Here is a 12,911-nt window from a genome sequence, read left to right on the forward strand (position 1 = left end):
TTAAAAAATAGAATAAACTATTACAGCTAAGAACATAGCTGCTAATGGAATCAGCACACTTAATATAAAGACAGGTTTATAGGCTCTCTTATGAGACTCTCCACAAATTGCACGTATTGTCGTAACGACATATCCATTGTGCGGCAGGGAGTCCATCCCGCCTGAAGCTAAAGCGGCCACCCTGTGCATTTCTCCTGGATTTAATCCTTGAGCCATGTAGAGGGGAGCAAGGATCGGGAGGGCGATTCCTAATCCGCCAGATGCTGAGCCTGTAAGTCCGCAAATGAGAGTTACCCCTACTGCCAGACTGAGCAGAGGAGGCCCCGGCATGTTAACAAGGCCATCAACTAAACTATCGAATGCGGAGACCTGGGCAGCCACACTTCCGAATCCGACAACCGCACAAGTATTGGCCAAAGCCACCAAAGCATTCTGTGTCCCTGCGGCAAGCGATCCCCAGAATTCTATTAAAAACTTATACATCATGGTGCAGGCTAAAAATATCCCCAATGTTAATGCAATCAACAAGGCGGTGGTAGGATTCATAAATTGACCTAATATATTTAAGAGCACAATAACCAGTACTAATGGCAAAACAGATACTATAATATTCGGCAGAGCTTGAGCTTCAGGGTCCAGATTTTCTTCCGTTCTCGCTTCCACAGCAGACGCTGTTTCATTTTTTCCTGCTGCAGCTTCCGATGGGAGCATAAACGTTTCGCCGTCAGCCGAAGCTTTTCTCACCATGCGCCCAAGCCATAACCCGCCTGATACCATAATAGACAGGCCTATTAAAACACCAATGATCCCTCCGGCAGTAGGCGTTGTCCCAAAAAATTCTGTAGGAATAATATTCTGAATTTCTGGAGATCCGGGAGATGTCATCGTAAATGATACCGACCCAAACACAAGAGCAGCAGGTATAAATCTGTGCGGTAAATCTGCTGTTCTGAACAAGGATACAGCAATCGGGTAGACTGCAAAGCCAACGACAAATAGACTAACCCCTCCATAGGTCATGATGGCGGCTGCGGCTACTACCGCAAAAACAGCCCGCTTTGCGCCAAACGTATTTTTAATCCATTGGGCAATACTTTCTGCTGACTTTGTTTCCTGCATGATCTTTCCGAATATAGCTCCTAGTAAAAACACTAAAAACCAGGATGCAAAGTAACCTGTAAAACCTTCCATATAGTTTTCAGTAATAGCAGTTTCTAAATTCAGCCCGCCTGTTACCGCAACGACAACAGAGCTGAGAATGGCTGCAATGATGATGTTTATTCCTTTCATTGTTAAATAAATAAGTAAAACGAGTGAGGCTATCAGCCCCAGCATTCCAATAATATCCATCCTGGCTTCCCCCCCATCATGAATTATCTGGCAACTCTGCTCGCTGTTGAAAAATTATAGTCATAGCAGACTTTGTATAAGTCTGCTATTTCAGACTGCCGGGGGACCCGCGGATTGTTGGCTGGACTTCCGCTGGCTAAAGCATCGGATGCCATTTTATTGATAACGCTTTCAAATTCCTGTTTATCAATTCCCCACCCGTTTAGATTAGGGATGTTTAATTTGAGACAGAGCTTTTTAACAGAGTCAACAGCCAGGTCAGCTGCCTCTTCCATTGTATACTCTTCCTCTTCTTTCATAAAAATAGCCCCTACATCGCCAAGCCGTTCAACCGCGTCATTTTTACTAAATTCCAGCACGGCCGGCAGAAGCATCGCGTTGGAATAACCATGAGGAACGTGAAATAAAGCCCCAATCGGACGGGACATGCCATGTACTAAACAGACCGAAGAATTGGAAAAAGCAATCCCTGCCTGCAGGGACCCTAAGCACATCGCTTCCCTCGCTTCGAGATCATCTCCATGCTCATAAGCTTTTTCAATGTTATCTATGATCAGCTTCATCGCAGATAAAGCAATCACGTCTGTCATTGGATGAGACTTTCTTGAAATATAGGCTTCTACTGCATGACTGAGGGCATCCACTCCGGTCGCAGCCGTTACATGCTGCGGTGAAGAGATCGTCAGCAGCGGATCAACAATCGCAATATTCGGCATAAAGGCAGGCTGCTTAATCATCATCTTTACATCACTGACTGTGTTTGTGATGATGGTAGCATCTGTAGCCTCTGACCCCGTGCCCGCTGTCGTCGGTACAGCAATGTGCGGAATCGGATCGGTACCCGCTATTTTTTTACCACCCATATAATCTCCAATATACCCGCCATTAGTGGCAAGTATGGAAACAGCCTTTGCTGTATCAATGCAGCTGCCGCCCCCAATGGAAATGATGACATCGCATTTTTCTTTTTTACATAATGTTAGAGCTTCCTCGACATAAATATCAGTCGGCTCCGATTCAACACCTAAATAAACGACACTTTCCACATTCGCCTGATCCAGATGATTACGTCCTTCCCTGACATAACCGAGCTGGTCCATAATCTTATCACTAATAATCAGCGCTCTTTTTCCCTTTCCTGCTGCTTCTTCCCCTACTTTTTCAAAAGCCCCTCTTCCGTAATTAATGGTTTGAGGCATTCTTAACACAGCATAGCTTTCCACTATATTCACACTCCTTTATTTTCCCTTATCCCTATAGATGCAAAAAAAGTGCCAAGTTCAAACCCTTTGATAACGCTTACATATCCAGGTAGATTGTAGGAAAAAAGCTACACTCTGTTGCTGAAACGCTACAACCCATATTTTTTCAGCTTATGATAAAGGGTCGTACGGTGAATGCCTAATGCCTTTGCTGTTTCTGATTTGTTTCCTTTCATTTCTCTTAATGTATTTCGAATCAGTTCTTTTTCGCTTTCCACTTTAGCTTTCTTCATCAATCCCTCGTTTTCTTCCTTTTCTTCCGTCACTCCATTTTTCATAACAGATGGGAGGTCCTTAAGCTCAATGGTTTTTCTATCCACCAGGACGACGAGTTTTTCTAATGTATTTATGACCTCTCTTATATTTCCCGGCCAAGAATAGCACAGGAAAGCTTTCATAGCTTCAGAAGTTATCACTTTTTCCGGTAATTGATGCTTCTCACAAAGATCTGCTAAATAGGTAGACACAAGCTGAGGAATGTCTTCTGAGCGGTCCCGCAGCGGCGGAATAGGAATCTCAATAACGTTGATTCGATAATAAAGATCCTCCCGGAAGGTTCCTTCAGCTACCATTTCCTTTAAGTTCCGATTAGTTGCGGCAATAATTCTTAACTCGATCGGCTGTTCCTTCACAGACCCAATACGTCCCACTTCTTTTTCCTGAAGCACTCGAAGGAGCTTCGTCTGCATCATTAAAGGCATCTCCCCGATTTCATCAAGAAAGAGCGTTCCATTTGCCGCTAATTCGAATTTACCCGGTTTGCCTCCTTTTTTCGCTCCTGTAAAAGCTCCTTCTTCATAACCGAACAATTCTGATTCAAATAAGGCCTCAGGTATGGCTCCGCAGTTCACACAAATAAATGGACCTGGTGACAGAGAACTTAAATGATGAATTCCTCTTGCATACATCTCTTTTCCTGTCCCGCTTTCTCCGGATATTAAAACCGTCACATTCGTCTTGGCAACTTTACGGGCGAGTCGCTTAATGTTGGCCGCACTTTCACTGTCGCCGATGATCCGATCTAATGTCATCTTATTTTTTGACAGTTTTTCATTTGATAAGTAAGGCTGACTCTCCTGATTCTCCGTTGAATTCTTCTGGATTCTTTCGTAAATACGGTAGACTTCAGAAACACCTTCGAAAATCAGTATACCGATAGCTCCTACGACTTTATTATTCTTCCAGATAGGCAGACGGTGAACAATCATAGCCTGGCCTTGAATATATTGAATAACGCCGCGTTCAGGCATTCCTGTTTTCAGTGTTTCCGGGAGATGAGTGTTGTCGATGACGTCCCTCACATGGCGGCCGACAGCGTCTTTTTTGTCGATCCCTGTAAACCGGCTGTAGGCCTCATTAAATTCTAGCAAGATCCCGTGCTCATCGACAACGGCTATCCCTTCATACGTACTCTCAAGGATTTCACTCAATATTTCAGCCGTATGTTCCTTTTCGTTAAGGTCATTTACCAGCCGGGAAAGTCCCTCGATCATTTCACTTTTAGAAAGCGTTCCTGCCAATTCCCCTTTATGATCAACCACACAAAATTGCTCAGACGGTAGTTTCATGACATCAAGAAGAGAATCCTGGCAGGAAACGACCGAACTCTTTTCATTGGTGAGCACCTTCCCGATCTGCTGATCAATTTCGCCGCGCACAAATCGATGCAGTAGTGATTTTGCAGTCAGGACACCAACAGGGAAGCGATTCTTATCAATTACCGGAAGACAGTCAAGATCCAGCTCTTCCATTTTCCCAGCCGCTTCTCTTGCTGTTTTTTCTATCGTTATATAAAAGGGCAGTGGAGACATCCAGTTCTCGACCTTCAGTAATTTCTCCTCATTATTTACCTCTAAGTCTTGAAGGTATTCATTTTGCACAGTTCTCACCTTCTCTGCATAGCTGCTATTTTAAAGCTGTAATTTTATCGGGAAAATCTATAAAAGGGTTGCGGTTGCCTTGAATCTCATAGATGGCTTGATTGCGGTGAAGTTCATATTCCGCGGGCGGATCTCCATTGTGCCATTTAAATAGAAGTTCGATATCTATTTTATCTTTATGTTCCTTCTCAATTTTTTCAGGATACCGGACTAAAAAATAAAGCATCGCTCTGGCTGCGGTTCCTTTTGCAAACTCAGGCTCAAACAATTCTTCCTCAGCTTTTCCACACTTATCTTCTATCCGGCTGACCTTCATTTTTTCCGGCTCATAATCTTTAAAATCATGATACGGGTAGTTACTGCGAATCGAGTTACATACTGGTTCACACGTGAAGAGATGATGCAGATCTCCCCGCATAGGCTCTTGCTTGTCAAACCAAGACTGCGGAACGACATGCTCACAGTTATATTTAAACTTACTGGCAATCTGTTCTAACACCTTCACTTGGTCCTGTTCCACTGCTTCCGCCATCTCAATTGCTTCTTCACGCTTAATAGAAGTTTCATAGTCTTCCTTGATAACGTCTTCTACTTCACGATTCTCCCCGGAATAAATGCTCTTTAACTTGCCGTCAGGACGTAAATCAACCCAGGGATACACATATTCACTCGGATCATAGCGGAGCGGACGGCTGTGAGTTTCCTTCAGCAGTTTTCCTAACTCGTTTATATTTATTTGTTCAAGATTAATAGATTTATAGTATTGTTCTACTGCCTGCTTATCTTTCTCCCTGTCATAGTAGGGCTTCTCATTATCCTGAAGTTCTTTCTTCGTTTTAACAGCCTTAGTGAGGATATTGCTTAACCGCTCGGAATCTGTAGTTACAGAAAGGAGCTCCTCTTTTTCATGAGCACTTATCGCCAATTTCGATTCCTCCTTTTGAAGTCAGGGTGCGATTGTCTGGCTTTAGGGATCCCGCCTTCACCGCACCGCTATAAATAAGAGTTTCTTCAAATGCCAGAGAATTCCCTGCAAAAATTTTCTAGTTAAACAAAAAAGCTCTGCTTATTTCTCAAGCAGAGCTTCAGGCACCAGTTTTTTCTCATGGAGTTTCCTCTAGCGTGGTTGGCGGGATTCCATTGGTCATAAAAGGGGACGAATGGGTCGGGAACCACCTCGCTTTCCACGGGGAAGACGGCAAGCCTCCTCGGGCTTTTAAGCCCTGTGGTGTCTTGCCAGTCTTGCTTGTCCCGTAGGAGTCTCGATACTTCCCTCCCCATTACAAGGGGGAAGGTGAATGGAATCCTATTCATACGAGAAAAGGAATCAGCTGACCTTTCACCAGGTCTCCTGCATCCTTAAGAGCGTAGACACCGGGAAGAGAGCCAATAGAACGAAAGAGAAAATTTATCAGGATAGGGGCGAAGGGAAACGGGGAGACTCCTTTGGGAAGAAAGTACAGGGTGAGATCCCTAAAAGGCTAAGCCTTAAGGAAGCTCACCGTACGCCCAAGGAAAGCGATCAGTTTCCCGGAGCCCTTTGCACTATCCTTTAAAAGATAAGTCGGTCATCTAAAAAGCATGAGGTTTCTCTACAAGCTGAAGCTCTGCTTATTTTTCAAGCAGAGCTTTCGATCGTAATTTATTCAACTAACTGGCCTTCATCCTGGTGGCTTATTTTTTCTGTCATATCGCTAAATACTCCAGCATACTGGATGGTTTCGCCTGCATCATCTTTTATAGCGTTAATGGTAAGCCATTCTAAATAATAACTTCCGTCTTTTCTCTTATTCCAGATTTCCCCCTGCCAATAACCTTTTGTCTTAATCGTTTGCCACATCTCCGTATAAAAAGAGTCCGGCTGTTTCCCTGACTTTAACATATTCGGATTGCTGCCAATTGACTCTTCGGCCGTATAGCCTGTTAAGTTAGTGAATGCTGGATTGACCGTAAGAATGTTTCCATTTATATCAGTGACCATCATTCCAAGCGGTGTAGTCGTCATTACTTGGTGGGATACGGAAAGCTTATCTTGATAGTACAACCAAATGACGAGGATTAAGCTTGCTAAAGCCACCTGTGAGAGCGCCATGAAGCCGATCGCGTAATGTCCTGTCAACTGGTATATAGATGCTAAGATTAATGGCGGGAAGAATCCCCCTAAGCCGCCCATTGCTGAAACAATTCCGTTTGCGATTCCCGCTTGTTTTTGAAAATACATAGGGACGAGTTTAAAAATGACTCCATTCCCTACACCTGCACACCCGGCAATTGTTATACAGCCGACTGTGTACAGCCCGATACTTGGAGCAAACGATAGCAGCACTGCCGCCAAAGTAAATCCGCCAAATACGTACATGAGCAGAATAAGTGAATGAAAACGGTCGGCCAGCCAGCCGCCAACAGGCCTCAGGAAGGTAGCTACAGCAATGAATCCTGCTGTTCGTAAGCCCGCATCCACTTTATCTAAAGCAAAATTAGCAACGAGAAAATTCGGAAGGTAGACAGTGAATGCAACGAAAGATCCGAAGGTAATAAAGTAAAAAAGGCAGAAAAGCCACAATTTCTCATTTCGATAAATCCCTTTTATCTGATCGGCCAACGGAGACTTCACTCGAGTTTCCTGTTTATCTCCCAGAAAAAAGTTTAAGATCACAAAAATGAGCAGTAATCCCATATAGAGTTTAATCGTAAATGACCAGCCGAAACTAGCAGCCACAACGGGGGCGGAAAAAGCGGTCAAGGCCGTACCAATATTTCCTGCCCCATAAATACCGTTGACGAATCCGTGTTTTGACTTCTCATAGTACTTCGGAAGGGACGTCACCCCCACTGAAAACACCGCACCTCCTACCCCTAGAAATAATCCCCCGATCAGCAAATCAACAAATGTATCCGCCTCACTAAGGTAATAAACAGGAAATAGTAAAAACAAGAAGCTTGCAATAAAGACTAGACGAGCCCCAAACAAGTTGGCGAAATACCCCATTGGAATACGCAGGAGCGACCCTAATATTACCGGAACGGCGGTCACCCAAGCCACTTGGTCTGGAGCAATGGCGATATCTTCAGTAATAAAAGGCAGCAATGAGGAGATCAGCACCCAAACCATGAATCCAGTTACAAGATTTAATGTTTGTAATGGAAGCTGAAGTTTATACATTTTCCTTCTCCTTATATCGAATGACATAAGACAGGCCTGTTCTCTGATCAAAAGCTGACCATTCTCCGGCGGCTCTCTCAACTTCACTGTTAAGAGGAACGGCTAGAAAATAGAAATCATCAAAATAGACACGTACATGCGTAGCGTCTGGGCATCTCTCAACCTTTGCGATATATTTATCTGCCCAAGGGGCCCGGTCTTCCCCTTCCCAGCCATGAATACATACCTGAACAGTTTCAGAAACAAACTCAATTAATTCTTCGACTCTCACGCTGCCCACAGCTGCTGCACCCCCCTGCTGGATAAACATTAAACTGATAACCTTGCAGTGTTTCCCAGAATTCTTCTCCGGCATTTTCATCAAGGTGGTGAATTACTTCTTCCACGGAAGTCCAGCTGCTCATTCCTTTCACCTCAGCAACGACCACTTCTATTCCATCTTCTGACTTCTCATCCATATACCAATTTAACCGCTGGCCGCTGAAGATACGTTTGAACATATTGTTCACATCACCGGCCAGGCTGCCCGTTGTCTCTTGTATAAAACAGAAATCTAAATACGTTTCATTTATTTTCATGTTCGGCACCCCTGTCTCTTTCTTTTTTATAAATGATTAGTGCCGCAGGAAATAAAAGAAGGTTACATGCGGCATACACAAGCGTCGTCCAATAATTTTCATAAAAAAACTGATGAACGACTAATTGAGTAAAAACGATATTAAGCAAAAGGATAAAACTAAGAGCCAGAACTCCCCAATAGCTACGCTTCATATCGCTTCACCCTTACCGCATAGATGCTGCCATTGTCCACCTTCACTTCTATTTCCGGGAGCGGCCGTCTAGGCGGTCCTGCTGTAGGAGCTCCCGTAAACGCATCAAACTTTCCGTGGTGACACGGGCAGATCATCTCCCTCTCTTCTTCCACCCAGTAGACGGGACACCTTAGATGGGTACAAGCATTTTGATAAGCAACATAGTTATTTTCACTCAGGCGGATGAGCAGGGCGCTGTCATGCTCGCTTGGAAAAGTAAATTTCACAGACTCTCCTGGTGCTACGTCTTTTACATCCGCAATTTTTTGGTGAGGATATTCTTTATTGCCAAGGCCCATTAACTCTTTGGCTGCAACGGCTCCCCAAGGCAGGGTAGACACCGCAAATAGACCTGCCGCTCCAGCTAATGTTTTCATAAAGCCTCTTCGATCCAGCATCCGCTCATTATTTCGATTGATATTATGGGTATAGTTATCTTCATCAAATGGGATGTTATCATTTCGATCTGTCATTAGGTCTCCTCCTTAAAAGAGTTTCTCCGTTCCTTGTAATATGCCAGGCAGATTCACTTTAACGTTTGTGCTCCCTTCGAGATATGGCAGACTGGTCACCCATTTCCCATTATCGAGGTCATGCTTCTGCTGTTTTTGCTCAATTTCTTCTTCCGTAAGCCACTGCAGCGTGTTGGAAGGGCAGACACTGGCACACATCGGCGGGATACCGTCTTTCGTACGGTCAATGCAAAGGTCGCATTTATACATTAAGTTCTGTTCTTCATCGAATTTAGGAATACCATAAGGGCAGGCAATCGTACAGTTTTGGCAGCCAATACACTTTTCAACTAAGGCAGATAAAACGGCTCCTGTTTCATGAATCTGGATCGCCTGCGCCGGACAGCTTCTGGCACAAGCCGGATTCTCACAGTGCAGGCACATAAGCGGCATCGTCTGACGGCTGACATGAGGATTCACGTCATAGACATAGTTTCTGTTTCGCTGCTCATGTCCTCCACACTGCGTACACGCCGCTAAACAAGAACGGCAGCCGATGCAATTCTCTAATTCGATATATAATCTTTTTTTCATTTACAGCACCTTCTTAGGTGATAATTTCTTAATTTGAGCTGCACACGCTTTGAACTCCGGCATTCTAGATATTGGATCAAGCGCTGCAATCGTCAGAAGATTAATCGCTTCTTCATGACCAAAATGATAAGGAACAAATACGGTATCTTTACGAATCGCTTCTGTTATCTTCACTTTATAGATACTTTCTCCCCTTCGCGTATAAAGCCGGACTTCTTCATCATGCTCGATCTCATACACAGCTGCTGTTTTTGGGTGAACCTCCACATAAGCTTCTGGACACATATCTTTTAAAAACGGTATCCTTCTCGTTTGATTACCGGATAAGTAGTGGTAAACGACCCGCCCTGTCGTTAGGCGGAGCGGATACTTTTTACAAGGCTCTTCTGCGGGAGGCCGGTAAGGCAGAGCACAGATTTTCGCTTTCCCATCAGGATGATAGAATTTTTTATCTAAAAACATGTGAGGAGTCCCTGTATCACTTTCATCTTTACACGGCCAGAACACCCCATCCTGCTTATCGATCTTATCCCACGTAGCGCCGTAGTAATCAGCGTTTCCACCTTTAGAAGCCAGCCTGAATTCTTCAGCCACATCTCTCGCTGATTTTAAATGAGAAAAGTACTTTTCTTTCCCAAGACGCTCCGCCAATTCAATTTGAATCTGCCAATCGGGTTTAGCCTCTCCAATCGGCTCCTGGGCTTTATTGATTTTTATAATTCTCCCTTCCAGATTAGTGACCGTTCCTTCATCTTCCGCCCAAGTTACAGAAGGAAGAATTACATCGGCGAACTCTGCCGATTCAGATAAGTAAAAGTCAGCACACACCATGAAATCCAGGTTTTTCATTGCTTTTTTCACAAAATTTAAATTGGGAGCTGAAACAGCCGGGTTGGAACAAAGCAGGTAAAGGCCGCGGATTTCTTTTTCATTCATCAGCTCAAACATTTCATAAGCGGAGACCCCTGGTTTGGGCATTTCCTCTGGTGTAATACCCCATACTTTACACACTTCTTTTACGTGTTGTGGATTGGTAATTTTACGATAACCCGGGAGCAGGTCTGATTTCTGACCATGTTCACGGCCGCCCTGCCCATTTCCCTGGCCTGTGAATGTGGCAACTCCGGATTTCGGCCGGCCGATCTTCCCGGTCACAAGCGCCATATTCGTATAGCCAGAGACATTGTCTACCCCTTTATGCTGCTGCTCGATACCGCGGGCAAACATAACCACCGCGTTAGGAGCCTTCCCATAAATCTCAGCTGCCCGTTCAATTTTTTCAGTGGCCACTCCTGTGATATGGCTCACATATTCAGGTGTGAAATCCCTTACTAATGCTTTTGTTTCTTTAAACCCGTTTGTATGGTTTTTGATGAAATTTTCATCGGCATAACCATTTTCAATCAAAAGGTGAAGAATTCCGTTGGCTAACGCAAGGTCAGTCCCGGGTTTTAAGTCAAGATGGACATCCGCTCTCCTAGCGAGAGGTGTTTCCCTCGGGTCAACGACAATAATATATCCTCCGCGCTCTTGCACATTCCAAACGCGAAACATGGAAGTAGGGTGACATTCCGCCGTGTTGCTTCCAGCGATAAACAAGCAATCCGTCTCGTGAAGATCCGTCCATGGCAGGGTCGAACCGCGATCAACTCCGAAAGACCTCAAGAATCCACCCGCTGCACTGGACATACAGAAGCGTCCGTTGTAATCAATGTACCTTGTGCCTAACGCTACTCTGGCAAACTTCCCGGTTAGGTAACATTTTTCATTGGTCATCGATACACCACTAAACACAGAAAGGCTGTCTTTCCCATGTTTTGACTGCAGTTTCTTAAACTTACTGACAATCAGATCATAGGCCTCTTCCCAGCTGGCTTCGCGAAAACCTTCCTTCGTCCCCTTCAGTGACTGATCATCACGAATTAATGGACGCAGCAGCCGGTCTTCATGGTTCGTCTGCTGGTAAGCTGTAACTCCTTTCGGGCACATTTTCCCAACCGTCACCGGCCAGTCGTATCGTGGTTCTACACCGATAATTTTATTATTCAAAGTATTCACCCTTAAGTTCATCCCGCACTGCATCCCGCAATAACTGCAGTGCGTCTTAATCAGCTTCTCATTCGGGTGCTTTACGTTTTCAATCTCGCGGAAAAATTTATCCCTTTGCATTTTGGTTGGCCTCCTTCGTCTTCACTTCATGTGTAGGAAATCCAGAAAATCTAGCTACGCGGTATTTTCTGCGACAAGGCAGGCACAACTCCGCCAAATGAAATCCTTCTTTCTCCATATGAAAATCAATTTCATTTTGTCCGAGTACTTGAATGACATCCTGAGATTGTTCCGTAGATACAAATTTCTCGTTACATACTTTGCATTTTTTCATCGACTGCTCACCGTAATGTTCGCGGTAATTTCGCGCAAACACACTAAGAGGCCGGAAAGGAATGTGAGCAAGCTTTCCAAAAGGCAGATAAATCAGAGTGATAATCACCGAGTATTGGTGGATCATTGACATGACATAGTGGCCCGCCCCATGTAAAAATACGTTCATAAAAGTTAAAATCAAGCCTGTAATACTGATAAATAAAAGGAGATACAGCGGGAGAAAATCATAGATGAACTTCTGCTCAGCTCTGGCCTGCATGTTTTTCAAACGGCGGTAGAGCACCATACATACTCCAATGATTACCATAATGGCTGTAAAGTTAAGAGCATTATAAAAGAAGAAAGCAATGATCCCGTCAGCATCCACTGTCATTACATCGATCCCCATCGCGACGACCGTGTAATAACCTCCTTCCTCCATCGTGAAATATATCCATCCGAACACGAGCGGAAAAGTGACAAGGCAGGAAAGGATAACACCCCAGCCGAGCATTACGTGCTGTGTCCATCGATAAATCCCGCGGTTCCAAATAAATTTATAAGTTCCTAAGTGCTCCAAGGACGTTTTAGGAGTAGACTTTCGAAATAACAGACGGATTCCTTTTTTTATGAATATTTTCGTTGGAGGCCTTTCTCCCCAGGCAATAAATCGGTAGAAGAATCCCCCGATAAAGACAAATGTTCCAATTATGTAGCCGTATAAATTTAAATCAACATGAGTGAACATCCTCGTTCCGATGAATGAAAGAATTACAAGAATGCTTATCGATATAAAAACAGATTTAGCAAACTTTGAAGCGAACGCATTATCAAAAGAACGGGTGGTCTTTCCTATATTTCTTTGCACAGTTTCTTCCATGTCTTTCTTCCTCCCCAGTTCTGGTTCTTTTTCCCAAAACCTATAATTTCAGTATAGAAATTTACTGTTGATTTTGTAATAGGGGAACTTCCCGATATCGAAAAGGGGGATTCCCCTATATCTTTATCAGATGACTTTCAACATGGCCACCCTC

Annotated in this window: 12 protein-coding genes; all 12 read right to left on the reverse strand. The window is 44.1% G+C overall.

The genetic code is table 11. The features are described from left to right. The gene (locus HUS26_RS12510) at positions 1-1,350 is read right to left on the reverse strand and encodes a GntP family permease (RefSeq protein WP_173917471.1); all 1,350 of its coding nucleotides are present in this window, start codon (positions 1,348-1,350) and stop codon (positions 1-3) included. Between the two features lie 23 nt (positions 1,351-1,373). Next, complete coding sequence (locus tag HUS26_RS12515) at positions 1,374-2,573, reverse strand: iron-containing alcohol dehydrogenase (protein ID WP_305792005.1); 1,200 nt, start codon at positions 2,571-2,573, stop codon at positions 1,374-1,376. Positions 2,574-2,701: 128 nt separating this feature from the next. Then, entirely contained in the window at positions 2,702-4,492 is a 1,791-nt protein-coding gene (locus HUS26_RS12520; RefSeq protein ID WP_254434193.1) for a sigma 54-interacting transcriptional regulator, read from the reverse strand. A gap of 25 nt (positions 4,493-4,517) precedes the next feature. Continuing rightward, a complete protein-coding gene (locus HUS26_RS12525) occupies positions 4,518-5,417 on the reverse strand; it encodes an endonuclease I family protein (protein WP_173917472.1) in 900 nt (299 codons plus the stop codon). 717 nt (positions 5,418-6,134) lie between these two features. Further along, entirely contained in the window at positions 6,135-7,655 is a 1,521-nt protein-coding gene (locus tag HUS26_RS12530; RefSeq protein WP_173917473.1) for a nitrate/nitrite transporter, read from the reverse strand. After that, complete coding sequence (locus tag HUS26_RS12535) at positions 7,648-7,935, reverse strand: hypothetical protein (protein ID WP_173917474.1); 288 nt, start codon at positions 7,933-7,935, stop codon at positions 7,648-7,650. The genes HUS26_RS12530 and HUS26_RS12535 overlap by 8 nt, the downstream gene beginning before the upstream one ends. Beyond that, the gene (locus HUS26_RS12540) at positions 7,904-8,233 is read right to left on the reverse strand and encodes a hypothetical protein (RefSeq protein WP_173917475.1); all 330 of its coding nucleotides are present in this window, start codon (positions 8,231-8,233) and stop codon (positions 7,904-7,906) included. Before HUS26_RS12540 ends, HUS26_RS12535 begins: the two co-directional genes overlap by 32 nt. After that, the gene (locus HUS26_RS12545) at positions 8,220-8,426 is read right to left on the reverse strand and encodes a hypothetical protein (protein WP_173917476.1); all 207 of its coding nucleotides are present in this window, start codon (positions 8,424-8,426) and stop codon (positions 8,220-8,222) included. The genes HUS26_RS12540 and HUS26_RS12545 overlap by 14 nt, the downstream gene beginning before the upstream one ends. Then, positions 8,416-8,940 carry a ubiquinol-cytochrome c reductase iron-sulfur subunit gene (locus HUS26_RS12550; RefSeq protein WP_173917477.1) on the reverse strand — a complete coding sequence of 175 codons (525 nt, stop codon included), beginning with the start codon at positions 8,938-8,940 and terminating at the stop codon, positions 8,416-8,418. Before HUS26_RS12550 ends, HUS26_RS12545 begins: the two co-directional genes overlap by 11 nt. A gap of 12 nt (positions 8,941-8,952) precedes the next feature. Further along, positions 8,953-9,513 carry a 4Fe-4S dicluster domain-containing protein gene (locus HUS26_RS12555; RefSeq protein ID WP_173917478.1) on the reverse strand — a complete coding sequence of 187 codons (561 nt, stop codon included), beginning with the start codon at positions 9,511-9,513 and terminating at the stop codon, positions 8,953-8,955. After that, positions 9,514-11,682 carry a molybdopterin oxidoreductase family protein gene (locus HUS26_RS12560; RefSeq protein WP_173917479.1) on the reverse strand — a complete coding sequence of 723 codons (2,169 nt, stop codon included), beginning with the start codon at positions 11,680-11,682 and terminating at the stop codon, positions 9,514-9,516. After that, positions 11,669-12,757 carry a hypothetical protein gene (locus tag HUS26_RS12565; protein ID WP_173917480.1) on the reverse strand — a complete coding sequence of 363 codons (1,089 nt, stop codon included), beginning with the start codon at positions 12,755-12,757 and terminating at the stop codon, positions 11,669-11,671. Before HUS26_RS12565 ends, HUS26_RS12560 begins: the two co-directional genes overlap by 14 nt. Between the last annotated feature and the right edge of the window lie 154 nt (positions 12,758-12,911).

This window comes from Halobacillus sp. Marseille-Q1614 (genome assembly GCF_902809865.1).
Lineage (GTDB): Bacteria > Bacillota > Bacilli > Bacillales > Halobacillaceae > Halobacillus_A.